The sequence below is a fragment of the Alicyclobacillus tolerans genome (genome assembly GCF_048984885.1).
Taxonomy (GTDB): Bacteria; Bacillota; Bacilli; order Alicyclobacillales; family Alicyclobacillaceae; genus Alicyclobacillus_I; species Alicyclobacillus_I tolerans.
Genome location: NZ_JBMGNK010000002.1, coordinates 242731 through 258992, shown reverse-complemented (window position 1 = coordinate 258992; position 16262 = coordinate 242731). Strand labels below are relative to the sequence as shown.

The 16262-nt window shown below is 46.9% G+C and carries 21 protein-coding genes and 1 tRNA gene; 6 read left to right on the top strand and 16 right to left on the bottom strand.

Features of this window, described 5'->3' with window-relative positions; translation table 11 throughout:
• Positions 1 to 211 precede the first annotated feature (211 nt).
• The 5 genes from ACOJUR_RS01365 to ACOJUR_RS01345 form a co-directional block, all read right to left on the bottom strand.
• Positions 212 to 409: a hypothetical protein gene (locus ACOJUR_RS01365; protein ID WP_306955528.1), complete on the bottom strand. Its 198-nt coding sequence runs from the start codon at positions 407 to 409 to the stop codon at positions 212 to 214.
• 86 nt (positions 410 to 495) lie between these two features.
• Positions 496 to 1449: an IS110 family RNA-guided transposase gene (locus ACOJUR_RS01360; protein ID WP_420949053.1), complete on the bottom strand. Its 954-nt coding sequence runs from the start codon at positions 1447 to 1449 to the stop codon at positions 496 to 498.
• A 358-nt stretch (positions 1450 to 1807) separates the two neighbouring features.
• Positions 1808 to 2005 carry a hypothetical protein gene (locus ACOJUR_RS01355; protein ID WP_306955528.1) on the bottom strand — a complete coding sequence of 66 codons (198 nt, stop codon included), beginning with the start codon at positions 2003 to 2005 and terminating at the stop codon, positions 1808 to 1810.
• An 86-nt stretch (positions 2006 to 2091) separates the two neighbouring features.
• Positions 2092 to 3045 carry an IS110 family RNA-guided transposase gene (locus tag ACOJUR_RS01350; protein WP_420949053.1) on the bottom strand — a complete coding sequence of 318 codons (954 nt, stop codon included), beginning with the start codon at positions 3043 to 3045 and terminating at the stop codon, positions 2092 to 2094.
• A 237-nt stretch (positions 3046 to 3282) separates the two neighbouring features.
• Positions 3283 to 3606: a transposase gene (locus tag ACOJUR_RS01345; RefSeq protein WP_420949063.1), complete on the bottom strand. Its 324-nt coding sequence runs from the start codon at positions 3604 to 3606 to the stop codon at positions 3283 to 3285.
• A gap of 344 nt (positions 3607 to 3950) precedes the next feature.
• Between ACOJUR_RS01345 and ACOJUR_RS01340 the strand changes: the two genes are divergently transcribed.
• From ACOJUR_RS01340 to ACOJUR_RS01330, 3 genes are all read left to right on the top strand, one after another.
• Positions 3951 to 4577 carry a class I SAM-dependent methyltransferase gene (locus ACOJUR_RS01340; RefSeq protein ID WP_420949062.1) on the top strand — a complete coding sequence of 209 codons (627 nt, stop codon included), beginning with the start codon at positions 3951 to 3953 and terminating at the stop codon, positions 4575 to 4577.
• Between the two features lie 199 nt (positions 4578 to 4776).
• A complete protein-coding gene (gene tnpA, locus ACOJUR_RS01335) occupies positions 4777 to 4887 on the top strand; it encodes an IS66 family insertion sequence element accessory protein TnpA (protein WP_420949061.1) in 111 nt (36 codons plus the stop codon).
• 518 nt (positions 4888 to 5405) lie between these two features.
• Positions 5406 to 5564, top strand: a complete 159-nt coding sequence (locus tag ACOJUR_RS01330; RefSeq protein ID WP_420949060.1) for a hypothetical protein — start codon at positions 5406 to 5408, stop codon at positions 5562 to 5564.
• 124 nt (positions 5565 to 5688) lie between these two features.
• On the opposite strand, the gene ACOJUR_RS01325 is transcribed toward ACOJUR_RS01330, so the two are convergent.
• The 3 genes from ACOJUR_RS01325 to ACOJUR_RS01315 form a co-directional block, all read right to left on the bottom strand.
• Positions 5689 to 6402, bottom strand: coding sequence for an IS3 family transposase (locus tag ACOJUR_RS01325; protein ID WP_420949059.1), 714 nt, complete (start codon positions 6400 to 6402; stop codon positions 5689 to 5691).
• Positions 6403 to 6611: 209 nt separating this feature from the next.
• On the bottom strand, positions 6612 to 6749 hold the full coding sequence (locus ACOJUR_RS01320; RefSeq protein WP_420949058.1) for a transposase: 138 nt from the start codon (positions 6747 to 6749) through the stop codon (positions 6612 to 6614).
• Positions 6750 to 7082: 333 nt separating this feature from the next.
• Positions 7083 to 7152: transfer RNA gene (locus tag ACOJUR_RS01315), tRNA-Arg, on the bottom strand.
• Positions 7153 to 7413: 261 nt separating this feature from the next.
• On the opposite strand from ACOJUR_RS01315, the gene ACOJUR_RS01310 reads away from it, so the two are divergent.
• Entirely contained in the window at positions 7414 to 7557 is a 144-nt protein-coding gene (locus ACOJUR_RS01310; protein WP_420949057.1) for a hypothetical protein, read from the top strand.
• 211 nt (positions 7558 to 7768) lie between these two features.
• On the opposite strand, the gene ACOJUR_RS01305 is transcribed toward ACOJUR_RS01310, so the two are convergent.
• A complete protein-coding gene (locus ACOJUR_RS01305) occupies positions 7769 to 9166 on the bottom strand; it encodes an MFS transporter (protein WP_420949056.1) in 1398 nt (465 codons plus the stop codon).
• 68 nt (positions 9167 to 9234) lie between these two features.
• Here ACOJUR_RS01305 and ACOJUR_RS01300 point away from each other — a divergent pair, with 68 nt between their 5' ends.
• The gene (locus tag ACOJUR_RS01300) at positions 9235 to 9912 is read left to right on the top strand and encodes an ArsR/SmtB family transcription factor (protein WP_420949055.1); all 678 of its coding nucleotides are present in this window, start codon (positions 9235 to 9237) and stop codon (positions 9910 to 9912) included.
• Between the two features lie 232 nt (positions 9913 to 10144).
• Here ACOJUR_RS01300 and ACOJUR_RS01295 read toward each other — a convergent pair whose 3' ends face one another.
• From ACOJUR_RS01295 to ACOJUR_RS01275, 5 genes are all read right to left on the bottom strand, one after another.
• Positions 10145 to 10531, bottom strand: coding sequence for a potassium channel family protein (locus ACOJUR_RS01295; RefSeq protein WP_420949054.1), 387 nt, complete (start codon positions 10529 to 10531; stop codon positions 10145 to 10147).
• 37 nt (positions 10532 to 10568) lie between these two features.
• Entirely contained in the window at positions 10569 to 10766 is a 198-nt protein-coding gene (locus ACOJUR_RS01290) for a hypothetical protein (RefSeq protein WP_306955528.1), read from the bottom strand.
• An 86-nt stretch (positions 10767 to 10852) separates the two neighbouring features.
• Positions 10853 to 11806 (bottom strand): IS110 family RNA-guided transposase, encoded by a 954-nt coding sequence (locus ACOJUR_RS01285; RefSeq protein ID WP_420949053.1) that lies wholly within the window; start codon positions 11804 to 11806, stop codon positions 10853 to 10855.
• 237 nt (positions 11807 to 12043) lie between these two features.
• Positions 12044 to 12577: a hypothetical protein gene (locus tag ACOJUR_RS01280; protein WP_420949052.1), complete on the bottom strand. Its 534-nt coding sequence runs from the start codon at positions 12575 to 12577 to the stop codon at positions 12044 to 12046.
• A 94-nt stretch (positions 12578 to 12671) separates the two neighbouring features.
• Positions 12672 to 13646, bottom strand: coding sequence for a toll/interleukin-1 receptor domain-containing protein (locus tag ACOJUR_RS01275; RefSeq protein ID WP_420949051.1), 975 nt, complete (start codon positions 13644 to 13646; stop codon positions 12672 to 12674).
• Between the two features lie 209 nt (positions 13647 to 13855).
• Between ACOJUR_RS01275 and ACOJUR_RS01270 the strand changes: the two genes are divergently transcribed.
• A complete protein-coding gene (locus tag ACOJUR_RS01270; RefSeq protein ID WP_420949050.1) occupies positions 13856 to 14029 on the top strand; it encodes a hypothetical protein in 174 nt (57 codons plus the stop codon).
• 52 nt (positions 14030 to 14081) lie between these two features.
• On the opposite strand, the gene ACOJUR_RS01265 is transcribed toward ACOJUR_RS01270, so the two are convergent.
• Both ACOJUR_RS01265 and ACOJUR_RS01260 read right to left on the bottom strand, forming a co-directional pair.
• Complete coding sequence (locus ACOJUR_RS01265) at positions 14082 to 14990, bottom strand: hypothetical protein (RefSeq protein ID WP_420949049.1); 909 nt, start codon at positions 14988 to 14990, stop codon at positions 14082 to 14084.
• Positions 14987 to 15997 (bottom strand): DNA methyltransferase, encoded by a 1011-nt coding sequence (locus tag ACOJUR_RS01260; RefSeq protein WP_420949048.1) that lies wholly within the window; start codon positions 15995 to 15997, stop codon positions 14987 to 14989. The genes ACOJUR_RS01265 and ACOJUR_RS01260 overlap by 4 nt, the downstream gene beginning before the upstream one ends.
• Positions 15998 to 16262: the final 265 nt, after the last annotated feature.

Genomic DNA, 16262 nt, shown 5'->3' with positions numbered 1-16262 from the left:
GAACTGGTCGGATTCGTCTCCATTATGCGAGATTCTTAGCAAACAAAAAAGCCATGACCATTTTCATCATAGCCTGTGTCCCGAAGGGTCATGAGCGTTTTTTTTACGAAAATGAGTCCGTATCAGCTGAAGAGTCTCGATCGAATATGGACGAACGGAAATAGAGGCTGTCACTACAGTCTCGCGGAATGACTGGATATTCGCATCGGTATCAAGGTTTAGATACCTGGAATCCCTTCTCTTGCAACCTACGAATCATGTCCGCTTCCCGACGTTCTTCACTACGTTGCCTGAAACTATCTAGATAATCTGGACCAAGCTCTGTATACCGTTCTTTACGATGCAGGATGTGGTACACAATCCGAAGCAGAGTATGAGCGAGAGCGACAAGCGCCTTCTTGACGCCCATCTTACGGACCCATAACCAATAACGGGCGGACAGGCGGGTATTTCTTGTTCGTGCTGCTGCCCAGGCACATTCGCAAAGCACTGCTTTTAGAGCACTGTTCCCGCTTCGGGACCGAACCCGTTTTTTTTACCTGCACTCTCATGATTTCCTGGGCTGAGTCCGGCCCATGCCGCCAATTGTTTGTCACCGCCGAACTGCTCCATGTCGGTACCCATCTCAGCCAAGATGATTGCTGCCGCATTTGCATTAATTCCGGGTACGGTCGTAATGAGTTCAAAAGCTTCCTGCTTATCCGCCATGTGAGCGCGTATCTCTTGCTCTACTTCCAGAATGGCCTTCTCAATGAATTGCAGGTGTTCATAGGAAAATCGCAGCATATCTCGGTGATGTCTTCGTAAGCGACCGTTCAGTGACTGCAGCAATTTGGCTGATTTATGCCGTAGTGCACCCTTCATCTCCGACTCTAGGAACTCCAATGTAATGACTTCGCCGTCCATAATCTTTTGTAGCAGAATTCGTCCGGATACCCCGAAGATATCCGACATATGCGTAGTCAGTTTAATGTTTGCATCCTGCAGGAGTCGATGAATTCGGTTTTTCTCGGAAGTAGCATCCTGTACGAGCTTCTTCCGGTACCGAGTCAGATCGCGCAGGTCCCGTGTTTCTTGAGAAGGGACGAAACTACCTTCAATGAGACCAGAGCGAAGGAGTTTGGCTATCCACTCTGCATCTTTCATGTCGGTCTTACGTCCAGGGAGGTTTTTGATGTGGTGCGCATTGGCGAGGAGCAATTCAAAATCAAAGGCTTCAAGCACGTTCCAGACGGGCTTCCAGTAGACCCCCGTGCTCTCCATAACGACATGCGTACAGCCACTCTCGTTGAGCCAATCTGCAAGCGCTAGTAGATCCTCAACCATCGTGCCAAACGTCCGGATTTCAGACTTGGGCGAGCGATCCAGTGGGCCTGTTAACACACAGGCGACTACAGATTCCTGGTGTACGTCCAGCCCAGCACACCGCTCAAGAATGGCTTCCATCATGAATGACAACCTCCATCCCACAGAATGATGAATCCGAAGACAACCCGACATTGAAGATTTTTTACTCGGACTCTCGGTCCAATATCCTGTGCTTCGAGGGTTGTCCATTCAGTTTTTTTATCGGGGTCAAACCACCACAAAGCAGAACCGAACTGGTCGGATTCGTCTCCATTATGCGAGATTCTTAGCAAACAAAAAAGCCATGACCATTTTCATCATAGCCTGTGTCCCGAAGGGTCATGAGCGTTTTTTACGAAAATGAGTCCGTATCAGCTGAAGAGTCTCGATCGAATATGGACGAACGGAAATAGAGGCTGTCACTACAGTCTCGCGGAATGACTGGATATTCGCATCGGTATCAAGGTTTAGATACCTGGAATCCCTTCTCTTGCAACCTACGAATCATGTCCGCTTCCCGACGTTCTTCACTACGTTGCCTGAAACTATCTAGATAATCTGGACCAAGCTCTGTATACCGTTCTTTACGATGCAGGATGTGGTACACAATCCGAAGCAGAGTATGAGCGAGAGCGACAAGCGCCTTCTTGACGCCCATCTTACGGACCCATAACCAATAACGGGCGGACAGGCGGGTATTTCTTGTTCGTGCTGCTGCCCAGGCACATTCGCAAAGCACTGCTTTTAGAGCACTGTTCCCGCTTCGGGACCGAACCCGTTTTTTTTACCTGCACTCTCATGATTTCCTGGGCTGAGTCCGGCCCATGCCGCCAATTGTTTGTCACCGCCGAACTGCTCCATGTCGGTACCCATCTCAGCCAAGATGATTGCTGCCGCATTTGCATTAATTCCGGGTACGGTCGTAATGAGTTCAAAAGCTTCCTGCTTATCCGCCATGTGAGCGCGTATCTCTTGCTCTACTTCCAGAATGGCCTTCTCAATGAATTGCAGGTGTTCATAGGAAAATCGCAGCATATCTCGGTGATGTCTTCGTAAGCGACCGTTCAGTGACTGCAGCAATTTGGCTGATTTATGCCGTAGTGCACCCTTCATCTCCGACTCTAGGAACTCCAATGTAATGACTTCGCCGTCCATAATCTTTTGTAGCAGAATTCGTCCGGATACCCCGAAGATATCCGACATATGCGTAGTCAGTTTAATGTTTGCATCCTGCAGGAGTCGATGAATTCGGTTTTTCTCGGAAGTAGCATCCTGTACGAGCTTCTTCCGGTACCGAGTCAGATCGCGCAGGTCCCGTGTTTCTTGAGAAGGGACGAAACTACCTTCAATGAGACCAGAGCGAAGGAGTTTGGCTATCCACTCTGCATCTTTCATGTCGGTCTTACGTCCAGGGAGGTTTTTGATGTGGTGCGCATTGGCGAGGAGCAATTCAAAATCAAAGGCTTCAAGCACGTTCCAGACGGGCTTCCAGTAGACCCCCGTGCTCTCCATAACGACATGCGTACAGCCACTCTCGTTGAGCCAATCTGCAAGCGCTAGTAGATCCTCAACCATCGTGCCAAACGTCCGGATTTCAGACTTGGGCGAGCGATCCAGTGGGCCTGTTAACACACAGGCGACTACAGATTCCTGGTGTACGTCCAGCCCAGCACACCGCTCAAGAATGGCTTCCATCATGAATGACAACCTCCATCCCACAGAATGATGAATCCGAAGACAACCCGACATTGAAGATTTTTTACTCGGACTCTCGGTCCAATATCCTGTGCTTCGAGGGTTGTCCATTCAGTTTTTTTATCGGGGTCAAACCACCACAAAGCAGAACCGAACTGGTCGGATTCGTCTCCATTATGCGAGATTCTTAGCAAACAAAAAAGCCATGACCATTTTCATCATAGCCTGTGTCCCGAAGGGTCATGAGCGTTTTTTTAACAGGTCACGCAAAATACTATTTTCAAGCGCCTGGTCAGCAAGAGCCTTTCTCAATTGCTCAACTTCCGTAGACAGCTCAGAACGCTCTGCGTTTAATTGCTTAATCTCTTCAGGGGTGACATGCGTAGGAACTCCCTTTAGAGTGCCAGGAATCTTGCCACCATTTTGCTCAGCCTGCTTCACCCAACGACGAACCACATTTGTGTTGATGTCGTGCTTTCTGGAGACCAAAGCAATATTCCCAGTCTCAATACATTCACGTACAACCTGCTGCTTAAACTGTGTTGTAAATTTCCGACGTTCCATTATTCATCCTCCTGCTGGTTTAGTATCCTACGCAGCAGAGAGTTTGTCCAACCTGATTTCGGGGCTTAAGAGATATATACTCTACACTATACTAAGTTGTAACGTATTCACCCTACAGATTGGTATTAAACAATAGACCACCGTGATCATAAGTCAGTTAGGGCACCGTGGAATTATGGATGCAACGAGGATTTTGCTGTGCAAATTCTCTAACGCCAAAGAGGTTCGTATAATTTTCATTTGAAGAAGCCGCCATAGGGAATTATTTTTCCTGACCATTTTATTATTAACCCAAGAAGAGTCATATTCATAGATTTGTTTGATGCAAGTTAGGGGGAAAAGTCATGGACGATTTGGAAGAGCGAGTTAGAAAAACAAGTGAATACTATGACATTTTCGCAGAAGACGTTTCTAAACGGACAGAGACTAGAGACTACAGTAGATGGATTGACGCTGTATGCAGTAAAATTCCATCCGGTAGCACAATTTTGGATATTGGATGTGGTTCTGGGCAACACATGCGCACATTTGCCTCTAAAGGCTATATCACGATCGGTGTCGAGCCGAGTTCGAAAATGCGAAGCTTGGCAGTTGAGAATGGTTTGGAAGTATTTTACGGAACATTTGAAAATTTAGATAGACTTCCGCTGCAACGAGTAAATGCTATTTGGTGTGCTGCATCTCTGCTTCATGTACCAAAATATTTACTTAACGAGGTCCTTTCCAAGATATGGTCACTATTACAATGCGGTGGAGTTATCTATATTACTGTTCGCATGGGATCTGGGTGTAAATGGGACCATTACGACGGAGAAAATGAAAATGTTGCTCGGTTCATTCAACTTTATAACGAATACGAATTAATTGACTGCCTTCAAAAATCCAGGTTTCAAGTTCTATGTACTGAGATTGAAGAATCGTATTGGGGCAGACCATCAAAGTGGATAAATATACTGGCTGCTCGGGTATAGAATATGCATTTGTTCCCTGGATTCCCATGAGAACATAACTCATATAGTTCAAGTAGATTTAGTGATAAATTCAACATTTTTTCGTACTCATAAGATATTTTCGTGTCGTAACAACGTGAGCGTCAAATAGCGAACACCTAGCGTTAGTCCATCTTCTGCGAGATGATTCCCTCCAGAATCCAGTCATGGAGGGATTACCGTGACAAAAGCCGAATTGGAAGCAATTCGCGAGCTTTGGCGTGCCCGTGTGGCGGACTTTCTGGCCAGCGGATTGACAGGCGCAGCGTGGTGTGCTGCGCATCAGGTCTAGGAGCATCAGCTGTGGTATGGGGTTGGCAATTTTAAGGCGGACACCGACCACGACGGCCGTCAACGGAATAACGCCGAGCCGCGTTTCATCCCGGTGCACGTGGAGGAATCCGTGGTTGAAGTGGCGGATAAGCCGCTGTCCATACGTGTGGGTTCTTCTGTCATCGAGGTCACGTCTGGTTATCACTCTGATCTATTGCGCGATGTGGTGCGCACCCTGGCATCGCTATGCTGAACATCGGTGCTGGACCAGGGGAGCTGCCCGTTCACCTAGCTTGCGGCAGCACGGACATGCGCAAATCTATCGACGACTGGAACGCGGACGGTTTTGGTGACCGGACACAAGCGACGGCAAGACCCTCGTCATCACCCGCCAAGAGCTGAACTGGCTGTTGGATGGACTTCCCCTCAACCAGCCGAAAGCGCACCGGAGGGTTACCGCGAAAAAAGTGGTGTGAAACCGGTAAACACAGAAGGATCTGTCAAGGGATTTCGGCAGGTGTGTCGAAATCCTTTTGCATGACGAACACGACGACGGAGAATACCAACCAACTGGAAGCCCTACAGGAGCGCTGCGATGCGCATGAACAGGAAATCGCGGAACTGAAAAAGCAGGTCAACCTGCTGCTGGAACAGCTTCGTCTGGCCCGTCATCGTGGACTTCTGTCAAAGTCCTAGACACAATAAGAAGAACTATCTATACGACGACTGTAGATAGTAGATCTTCCATTTGTTGAAGCGTTTTGTACTGAATAGCTGAGTGAATTCTGCTCCGATTATAACGACCCTCAATGTATTGAAATTACTGTGGTTTTGCGTCTTCGTAAGATTTAAATATCGTTCTATAGACCATCCCCTTTTTCAAGATAGCATGAAAGCTTTCGATTGGTGCGTTGTCGTATGGGCACCCTTTGGATGAAAACGATTGACGAATGCCCAGACTAAGCAGTTTCTCTCGGTACTCATGACTTGTATACTGACTCCCTCGGTCTGAGTGGAGGATTATGCCACGTTCCGGTCTCTGCGTCGTGACTGCCTGATTCAGAGCGGATAGCACACAACTCTTATCCATTGTTTTACTATAATTCCATCCGATCATCTTGTTTGTGGCCAAATCCATAATGGATGCTAAGTAAGTCCACCCATCCGCTACAGTGTGTAAATACGTGATATCGCTAACCCATTTTTCATTTTTCTTAGTGTTAGAGAAATCTCGCTTGAGTAAATTTTCGCCCTCGTTATACACTGCGTCTGCTTTATAAGGCCTGTACTTTTTGATCACGACAGACCTCAATCCTAGCCTTTTCATGATACGTTGCACTCGCTTTTCGCTGACTATGATGGGTAAGTTCAACTGATTAATCTCTTGCCGAATTTTAGGGGCGCCATAGACGCCGCCTGGTTCAAGATAAATCCGGATTATTTCCTGTTTTAGTAACTTGTTTTCTTGTTTTAATCGTCCGTCCGGGCGTTTTTGCGTACAGAAATAATAGCTGCTACGACCGATCCCCAGCACCTTACACACTTTCTTTTAGGTATGTTTTTCATACTGGGATGCGGCGACATCAACCAGTTCACGTACGCTTACCGTTTGGCGAATATGGTCATAGCTTTTGTTAGGATTTCATTTTCCTCTTCCAATTCCCGAATACGATTCTTGAATTTCTTGATATCCAGAACTGTCATCGTCTCGTTCTCCACAGTGATTTCCCTACGCTCATTGACCTATTTATAAAGCGCCGTTTTACCTAGACCATATTCGCTCATGATTTCTGATGGCGTCTTCCCTTTACGATAGAGCTCAACAATCATCGCCTTAAATTCATCAGAATACCTCGTTTGTTTTGCTCCCATTTTGTTCAAGACACCCTTTCAATATTAGTCTATCAGTCCTTTCTTTTGTGTCCACCACTTTATACTAGGTCCACTCATGCCACGCTACTGTTGGCGGTCCGTGAATCCCTGCATGCTGTTGCGGAGCGTCTTGGCCACAGCAACCCGGCTCTGATAGCAACAACATATGCTCACGTACTCGCTAGTACAGAAAAGGCGTTGGCGAAAACTATGGACCAACATTTGAGGGCTAGAAAGCCGTAAAATCATCGGATGGTGGGAAAATTGGTGGGAAAAGTTCGTCTTGACAGCAAATAAGGGATCTCGAGAAAAACCCGAAATCCCTTATTTGATGCGGATTTCTGGCGCACCCGGAGGGACTCGAACCCCCGCAAGACGCGGTTTAGGAAACCACCGATACTATTAAATCTGCTAAAATCCCCTTATGCTTCGTTTATAAAAATCCGCGCTGTATCAATGTTTATATCAATTCTACCAAGTTTATATCAATTCTACCAAACTCGTTTAAGTTGTGTTTAGTCAGATTGGATTCACCAATGGATTAACTACATCGGCATAGATTAACCAAATGGCAGACCTTTGCGCGGAATAAGCGAGGTGCCCCATGTTCATTATCCAATGCTCAAATTGCGGAAGCACAGTCGAATGGAAAACAGGCAGCCAAGTCGGTCGCATGGAGATAGAAGTATCCGGCAGCGTGGTCATCTGCGCTTGCGGCCACGGCGTTGCAGAGGACGCGGGTCATGATGCTCTGCGCGAGTTTCATGTGCCTACCGGGTATCGCGATGACGACGATCCACTCGATCCCCGCGACTGAGGTTGCACGGAAGAGGAATAGTATCCCATTGAACACAGAAGAAAGGCCCAATAAAGCGGTCTGTCTTCTCTGTTCAAATCAATTCCGATACATTGTCCCAGAACGACCCCGAACACCTCAGAACACCCTTAAAATGCCGGAAAACTGGTGACTGCGTGAAAGCACGTGAGGGAGAGATGTTGGAAACGCGTTGAACATAAAGGCTGGTTGATTAGCGTACCCTTTCTCGCATTAAGTTCACGAAACTCAATGTAAATAAGCATATCAGCACCGCCCCACCTGCAACCATCCAAGACTCCCGAAACGCAGATATGTACCCTCCCGTTCCGAACTCAGAACCAGAACGGATGAACAGTGCTGCAACTGACGTGCCCAAGGCAATTCCGATATTTTGAACCATTCTCTGTACGGCTCCAATAGTTCCTTGTAATTCACTCTCAACCGCTCCCATGATTGCAGACAAATTTGCCGGAACAAAAATACCAGCCCCAAAACCGTACAGCAGTAGTAGCGCAACAATGGACAGAATCATCCAACTCACCTGCATCGCACTGAGAGTCGCTAACGCGACGAACATGAGTCCCAAGCCTATTGCCATAAGCCTCCTTGCACCCCATGTTCCGATGAGTCTTCCAGATGCCCTAGAAAGTAAAACCAGACCCAGTGGCGTTGCTAGATTAACCAATCCAACCTGCCACGGGGAAATGTGAACTATCTGTTCCAGAAAATATGGAGGCACAACAAACGCGATTGCAGTTGCAAAACCAAGTACGGTAACTGAAAAAATCGAAACACTAAAGATGCCCTTACGAAACAGTGGCAGTTTCACGATAGGCTGACTTGTCCTTGCTTCCCGAACCAAATAAATGATGAATGCTACTACAGCCAAGCAATATGGAAATATCCTCATAACTCCGTGCGAACCAGTTGCCGACAGTCCATAAATAATCCCGAACACTGAAGCCCCTAGAAGGAAACTCTCCACCAGATTGAGTGAACCTGTGTTTCTCTGCTCTTCCCTAATCCTCATCAGTCTCTGTGTACCAATAAGCCCCATCACACATATAGGAATGTTGATCCAGAAAATCCATCGCCAACCGACAAACGACAAAAGTAATCCCCCAACACTTGGCCCAAGAACTGGCCCTAGACCTAGCATCATACCAAGTGTTCCAAGCGCAGCACCTTGGCGATTACGGGGAATCTGTGTCGTGATAATAGCCGCTGCTGTCGCTTGAAGCATTGCTGCTCCGATACCCTGAATTCCTCTAAACAGAATCAGTCCTACCGCAGACGAAGCGAAGCCACATAGAAGAGACGCGACTGCAAATAGAACCAAACCCGAGAAATAGACCTTCAGTCTGCCGATCCGATCACTGATTCTCCCAAAAATCACGATGGTAGCACTCAACAATAGGAGATAAAGAGTGATAGACCAAGCCATTTCACTTATTCCCACATCAAACTTTCGCTCTAATGACGGAAGTGCGACATTGATTATTCCAGTGTCTAATGTTGATAAAAATAGGCCAACACTGGCTGTGAGCACGATGATCAAGTCCCGACGCTCAACAGCCTTTGACTGAATGGTTGCTGTATCTTCGTTCACTTAATCCCACCTCATTTCAACGGACTGAGGCGATTGTAACCCGCAGATATTTCACGTATGATCGAAATATGAATATGTACAAAAACATCGCGTCTACCGCCGCCCTGATCGGCGATCAAACTCGAATAACAATTCTGGCTTCCCTCGCTGACGGGAAGGCATTAACTGCTGGCGAATTGTCCCGGATTACCAAGGTGTCACCGCAAACTGCGAGTTCGCATTTGACTAAATTAGTGGACGGTGGACTTCTAACCGTTCAGACTCAAGGTCGGCATCGCTATTATCGACTATCGAGTTCTTCAGTGGCTGAGATTATCGAAGCGATTGCGAAAATTGCACCCCCTTCTCCGATCCGTTCCCTTCGAGAATCTGAACAAGCAAAAAAGCTCCGATTTGCCCGCACCTGCTACAAACACTTAGCGGGAGAACTTGGAGTGGCCTTTACCACCGCACTTGTACAAAAAGGGTACTTTCAAGAGGGGGAAGAAAGCTATCAGCTTACCCCTTCAGGCAGCCAGTGGCTTAACGAATTCGGCGTTAAGACAAACCACACAGAACCGATCCCGCGCCATATTGATTGGACAGAGCGTCGTCACCACATTGGCGGGCCAATTGCTGTGGGTATCACTCGTCGCCTGACCGAACTGGAGTGGATTGCAGAAGGAGAAATTCGACGGTCAATTGTTGTGACAAACCTTGGGCGCAGCATGTTTGAACAGGAGTTTCAAATCAAACTGTGGAGTTGAGTGATTGCAATTGGATTTGAAGTGCCGCCACCGAAGAGGAACAATATCCCATAGCATCAGGAAGACAGGCCGCACAGATTGGCCTGTCTTCGATTTTCCGAACCCATGACGATACCATTGGTCATCTAGCACCCTAAACGCCTGAGAACCGCCTTCAAACGCCGCAAACGTGGTGGTCGCTTGAAATGGCGCGTGGGAGAGGAGTGTATTGAGTTTCACATTTGGACAAGGATCAATCTATGTATTTTCTAGTAAACAGAACCAAAACAAAACTAAACAGCAATATACCAAACATACTCTCAACTACTGCAACAACTTTCCCAAATCCGACAGGGGTTGCGTCACCATATCCTAAAGTAGTTATAGTTACGCCGCTAAGATATAAAGCGTCCCAAAAATTGTGGGTAATTTCCCCTTCATACTGTAGACCTGAAGACATATAAGCAATCGCAGAAATGAAGGTGACAGGAAGGTTGCCAACGAGAAATGTCCGTAACGGTGCTGACCAATAATCCGTACCATATTTCCATAATGCAAACGAAGCTTTTTTACGAAAATGAGTCCGTATCAGCTGAAGAGTCTCGATCGAATATGGACGAACGGAAATAGAGGCTGTCACTACAGTCTCGCGGAATGACTGGATATTCGCATCGGTATCAAGGTTTAGATACCTGGAATCCCTTCTCTTGCAACCTACGAATCATGTCCGCTTCCCGACGTTCTTCACTACGTTGCCTGAAACTATCTAGATAATCTGGACCAAGCTCTGTATACCGTTCTTTACGATGCAGGATGTGGTACACAATCCGAAGCAGAGTATGAGCGAGAGCGACAAGCGCCTTCTTGACGCCCATCTTACGGACCCATAACCAATAACGGGCGGACAGGCGGGTATTTCTTGTTCGTGCTGCTGCCCAGGCACATTCGCAAAGCACTGCTTTTAGAGCACTGTTCCCGCTTCGGGACCGAACCCGTTTTTTTTACCTGCACTCTCATGATTTCCTGGGCTGAGTCCGGCCCATGCCGCCAATTGTTTGTCACCGCCGAACTGCTCCATGTCGGTACCCATCTCAGCCAAGATGATTGCTGCCGCATTTGCATTAATTCCGGGTACGGTCGTAATGAGTTCAAAAGCTTCCTGCTTATCCGCCATGTGAGCGCGTATCTCTTGCTCTACTTCCAGAATGGCCTTCTCAATGAATTGCAGGTGTTCATAGGAAAATCGCAGCATATCTCGGTGATGTCTTCGTAAGCGACCGTTCAGTGACTGCAGCAATTTGGCTGATTTATGCCGTAGTGCACCCTTCATCTCCGACTCTAGGAACTCCAATGTAATGACTTCGCCGTCCATAATCTTTTGTAGCAGAATTCGTCCGGATACCCCGAAGATATCCGACATATGCGTAGTCAGTTTAATGTTTGCATCCTGCAGGAGTCGATGAATTCGGTTTTTCTCGGAAGTAGCATCCTGTACGAGCTTCTTCCGGTACCGAGTCAGATCGCGCAGATCCCGTGTTTCTTGAGAAGGGACGAAACTACCTTCAATGAGACCAGAGCGAAGGAGTTTGGCTATCCACTCTGCATCTTTCATGTCGGTCTTACGTCCAGGGAGGTTTTTGATGTGGTGCGCATTGGCGAGGAGCAATTCAAAATCAAAGGCTTCAAGCACGTTCCAGACGGGCTTCCAGTAGACCCCCGTGCTCTCCATGACGACATGCGTACAGCCACTCTCGTTGAGCCAATCTGCAAGCGCTAGTAGATCCTCAACCATCGTGCCAAACGTCCGGATTTCAGACTTGGGCGAGCGATCCAGTGGGCCTGTTAACACACAGGCGACTACAGATTCCTGGTGTACGTCCAGCCCAGCACACCGCTCAAGAATGGCTTCCATCATGAATGACAACCTCCATCCCACAGAATGATGAATCCGAAGACAACCCGACATTGAAGATTTTTTACTCGGACTCTCGGTCCAATATCCTGTGCTTCGAGGGTTGTCCATTCAGTTTTTTTATCGGGGTCAAACCACCACAAAGCAGAACCGAACTGGTCGGATTCGTCTCCATTATGCGAGATTCTTAGCAAACAAAAAAGCCATGACCATTTTCATCATAGCCTGTGTCCCGAAGGGTCATGAGCGTTTTTTTACAAAAACCGAAATCTTCCAGCGTATCAATTTCCTGCGCTTGAAATGTTCTTTATTACACGCCTTTGGCCACCACGGAAGTGCATTAAATGTCATTTCAAATTTAAGTTTTTGTGCTGTTCGAGCTTCGCTCTTGTACCCTATTTGATTAAAAGACGCCTCTGCCAAGCCTGCCGTCCAGACCGCCAACTCCCACAAATGAAGATTTCTAAACTCCATTGCAGACTGATAAATTTTTCGTGCCCTAACTTGTAACCCAATTGCAGAAGGATCATCAAATACTCCACAGTAAAAAGTTAGGAATGCTATTCCAAGCCTGCCACATCTTTGTTCGTTCAAGATTGTCTGATACAGGTCGTGAAATTCGGCTAACGGCCTGTAACCCCTGTTAAGTATGCTCTCAATAGTGGTAACTGGCCCAGTAGTTAGTGTAAAGGCTACTATACTGAGTTGATTTACGTTTTTTCGGACAATATCACAACTCTCCACAATACATTCTATGAACTTATCACGAAGCATTTCTGACCCCAATGTTTCCTCGGATTCACTTATTTGTAATCACCCCTACAAGGACGGATAGTTCGAGTGAATAGACTTTTTTCTTTGTTTCCTCTCAACTTGCCGAAGGGATTTCAGCCATCAAACGCTTCGCAAGCTCAGAGCGAGTTGCTTCTAGCATATCGAAATATGCAGTTCCACGAGCATAGCCAAAAAGTTTAATACCCGGTTTTGCGTCCGGAACGATTACACTGGCATCTGTTTCAAAGAAAATTACCCCATTTTCATCAGACGCTCTTCGCGCCAGTTCTTCAACTTTAGAAATCGGGTAGTTGAAAAAATACTTACTTTGTATGCTATATTCTCGTTCTTTCACGTGCTCAATTAACGCGGAGGCATTTTGATTCCAACCAATGTATTGAAAGTTTGCTTTCCAAGGTGATAGAAACACCAGAACCTGTCGATGAGTTATTTCTTCGGGATCGATTGATTCGTCTGTCCATCCAGCCAATTCGTTTCGACAGAACTGTGCGAGGCTATTTTTCCCGTTCTTTTCGGCCAAAACAAGTGTCTTCGCAATAGTTGCTGATAATGGAATAGCGAGAATGTACAATTCCGACAGTATCTCACCAAATTGACTTGAATGGTCGTGCTCTCGCAGTACCGATAAATTAACCTTGCTTTCTCTCGACTTAATCATCGGGCTAATAGAACTAACAAGCTCAACCAGTCCAACAGCATAATTTTCGTCGGACATATCCGCATATTTCTTGGCTTTCAGCAATTGGGGAACTTCGCAGTCATCAATGCAAACTGGCAAAAGAAATGGCTGTTTTCGCTCCGTCTCAGTCATGTAAGCCGACTGCCATTCTCGTTTAACCCACTCTGACTCAATAGAATTCCGAGATAAAACAAGAACAACATAATCAGCATCGCCGAGTCCGTCATTTATTTTGTCTACAATTGAATCACCCACGCCAATGTTCTTCTCATCAAGCCATGTTTCGTATCCCATATTTGCTAAATCACGTTGTAGCCTTCTTGCAAACACTTTATCTTTTGAAGAATGAGAAATAAATACCCCTGCCACAGTTTCGCCTCCTAATATTTACCCACACTGATATTTGACTTCTATCACTCGGCGAATCCTCTGTACGAGTCTACGAGTTTATTTAATAGAAATCTCACATAAAATAGCTTGAGGTTCTACATGTGACCCCTTCTTGTTCCCCCACAACATCAACGCCCCTCCCCCTCCGCTGTATCCTCGTCTTATCGAGTCAAGGGAGGTGACGCCGTATGTTCATCATCCGTTGTGAAAATTGCGGAGCAGAACAGCGTTGGGGCGATGGTGTGACCGTTGGTCAGGTTACGCTCATCGAGGTGGCGGATAAGGCGGTGTTTTGTGAGTGCGGGGCGACGGTGGAAGAGGAAAACTGGATACTTGTGCTGTTTCAAGAGAGCGCGCAGTAGTTTGGTTCGGTAGTGAAAAGCCGCCCGGTGTGGGACGGCTCACTCTTATATGTTAATTGATGCCTAGCAATTCACCTATTTCTCTCCATAATGTTGACAATGATTCCACATCTGCGTCTTTTTCCTTTTGTACCTTGACCCGCAAACGTTCTAACGCTGAACGAATCCTCGCCTGATCTTCATCTTGCTGGAATAACTTAAAAAACTCGCGCCAGTATTGGATTGCAATTCCAGTGACTTCCTCTTGATCCAATGCTTTTATGTAGTCATCCATGATTCCGGTTCGGGCATATCGGCCAAAATTCCCACCGCCATCCGACTTGGGTTTGTCGGAAATCTTATCGGATTTCTTCGGGTATGGACTAACTGATGTGGGACTCTCTATTCTCACATCGCTCTTGGCTTCTCTGAGATTCTGCCACCAGTAGTTGCGATACTCCGCCGCATATTTCGCGGCTTCAATGTAAGGTTTCAAAACCCTCGGAACACCGGATATAACATTCGACAGATACCACGGAACAATCACAACCATGTCCATCAAGGTACACACAGCCGGAGTCACCTGATAACGAAAGCTAGGTTCACCTTCCTTAGCAAGCACATACCAGCCTTTCAACTCAATGCCTAGAATAATATCGGAGAGTTGCGCTGTATCCGGGTCCCGCTTAGCAAAAAGGACATCAGGAAAAGTCTGTGTCTGCCTAATAAAGCTATGTAATGAATATTTGTCATCCGGGTCCCAAACCGCCCGCATTTTGTTAAGTGAAGCAACCACCTGTTCTTCAATCGTCGCCCCCAAAGTTGTGTTCAGGGTGTGTATGTCCGTTGCCCGAAGCCCTTCGATGTTGGTTTCTGATGCGAAATAGGACGGGAGAGCAGCTAGGCTCTGCCTGACTCTACTCCACAATTCAAAATGCTTGTCCTTAGCCGTGGGTAATACTCTTGTTGGTGCTTTACTCATTGAAAATCCTCCAGCCTTTTAGCTGCAACGTCGTAGAACTCAGGCAATATTTCTGCACTGTAACAGCGTCGATTCAATTCCAGTGATGCAATCGCTCCGGTACACATTCCACCAAACGGTTCCCATACAACGTCTCCCTCATCAGATGAAGACTCGATAATGAGCTTAGTTAGAGACAGTGGTTTTTGATTGAGGTGCAACGCTTTACTTCCAATTTTCACTCGCTCTTGACCACGGATTGGAGGCTCGTCCCAGACGTTGTTCACCCCAAACAGGCACGTAAATTTGGCCCTCATCAATTCCCACTCTCCGCCTGTCAACGGATTTTTTCCGTCCGCAGAAAAATACGGTCTGCCTTCCGGGTTGCCATACTCGTTCGCGTAGTCAGCCAATTTTTGAAACGCCTCTGATGGTGGAAAATACCACAGGTGATCCTTGGTGAAATACTTGCGAGTAGCAGCATTTTTAACTCCACACACCTCGTTCGTCTTATACAAAGGCAAACCAGTCCGTTCCCATTCAGCCCGTAACCAGTCCTTCAATGGCAACGGCTCTTTATACCCCTTTGCGGGGAGTTTTACACTACGCACATACTGAACGCATACCTCAGTTACGACGGGAAACTTACGCAGCGTCTTTGAGTTCGCATTGCCTGCGACATGACCCAATCCTTTGTTCCAAACATGGCAACTACGATACTCCCAACCGTATTTGACCAAAATAGGGTGAACGGTTGCCCATCCGAGTTCCGTGTTCCAAAACCAAAGCGTGGTTGATGGTAGTGCATATTCCGACCACTTACGAATGTGAGGTTCATACATCTCTGGGAGAGGATCAACCGATACAGGATCGCCGGGAAACCCCTTAACTCCATAGGGGCCATCAGAAATTATGACAGTCGGTCGTTCCCACTCATGATATAGATCAAGGCTATCTCCGAACTCTATAGAAATGCCGCTCCTGCGTGACACTCGCACGGCTGGTATGCTGTACTTATCTACTGACATAAAAACTCCCCCTGATTCAGCGATACCGCCGAACGTTACTTAATACCATTCCAGTGATGAGACTGAAAGTCCTGCCTGTACGATAATTCGGGAAGAAAAATATCGAAGCCGCTATGAGAATTATATCCGGCTGTCCACGAAGAGAACAAGCGTTCTCTTCACAACTATTACTTTTGTTGCAATCCAATCTGTGCGACTACCATACACAATGGATTTTGTGTTTGCTCACTAAATAGGGCTGAAAGCCGCACTGGGCGGGCGATTC

Bases quoted from the DNA above. Each gene is read 5' to 3' on its own strand.
- ACOJUR_RS01285 (WP_420949053.1), bottom strand. From the start codon at position 11,806: ATGATGGAAGCCATTCTTGAGCGGTGTGCTGGGCTGGACGTACACCAG.
- ACOJUR_RS01270 (WP_420949050.1), top strand. From the start codon at position 13,856: ATGTTCATCATCCGTTGTGAAAATTGCGGAGCAGAACAGCGTTGGGGC.
- ACOJUR_RS01355 (WP_306955528.1), bottom strand. From the start codon at position 2,005: ATGGGCGTCAAGAAGGCGCTTGTCGCTCTCGCTCATACTCTGCTTCGG.
- ACOJUR_RS01360 (WP_420949053.1), bottom strand. From the start codon at position 1,449: ATGATGGAAGCCATTCTTGAGCGGTGTGCTGGGCTGGACGTACACCAG.
- ACOJUR_RS01280 (WP_420949052.1), bottom strand. From the start codon at position 12,577: ATGCTTCGTGATAAGTTCATAGAATGTATTGTGGAGAGTTGTGATATT.
- ACOJUR_RS01365 (WP_306955528.1), bottom strand. From the start codon at position 409: ATGGGCGTCAAGAAGGCGCTTGTCGCTCTCGCTCATACTCTGCTTCGG.
- ACOJUR_RS01330 (WP_420949060.1), top strand. From the start codon at position 5,406: ATGACGAACACGACGACGGAGAATACCAACCAACTGGAAGCCCTACAG.
- ACOJUR_RS01310 (WP_420949057.1), top strand. From the start codon at position 7,414: ATGGAGATAGAAGTATCCGGCAGCGTGGTCATCTGCGCTTGCGGCCAC.
- ACOJUR_RS01350 (WP_420949053.1), bottom strand. From the start codon at position 3,045: ATGATGGAAGCCATTCTTGAGCGGTGTGCTGGGCTGGACGTACACCAG.
- ACOJUR_RS01290 (WP_306955528.1), bottom strand. From the start codon at position 10,766: ATGGGCGTCAAGAAGGCGCTTGTCGCTCTCGCTCATACTCTGCTTCGG.
- ACOJUR_RS01265 (WP_420949049.1), bottom strand. From the start codon at position 14,990: ATGAGTAAAGCACCAACAAGAGTATTACCCACGGCTAAGGACAAGCAT.
- ACOJUR_RS01340 (WP_420949062.1), top strand. From the start codon at position 3,951: ATGGACGATTTGGAAGAGCGAGTTAGAAAAACAAGTGAATACTATGAC.
- ACOJUR_RS01260 (WP_420949048.1), bottom strand. From the start codon at position 15,997: ATGTCAGTAGATAAGTACAGCATACCAGCCGTGCGAGTGTCACGCAGG.
- ACOJUR_RS01345 (WP_420949063.1), bottom strand. From the start codon at position 3,606: ATGGAACGTCGGAAATTTACAACACAGTTTAAGCAGCAGGTTGTACGT.
- ACOJUR_RS01300 (WP_420949055.1), top strand. From the start codon at position 9,235: ATGAATATGTACAAAAACATCGCGTCTACCGCCGCCCTGATCGGCGAT.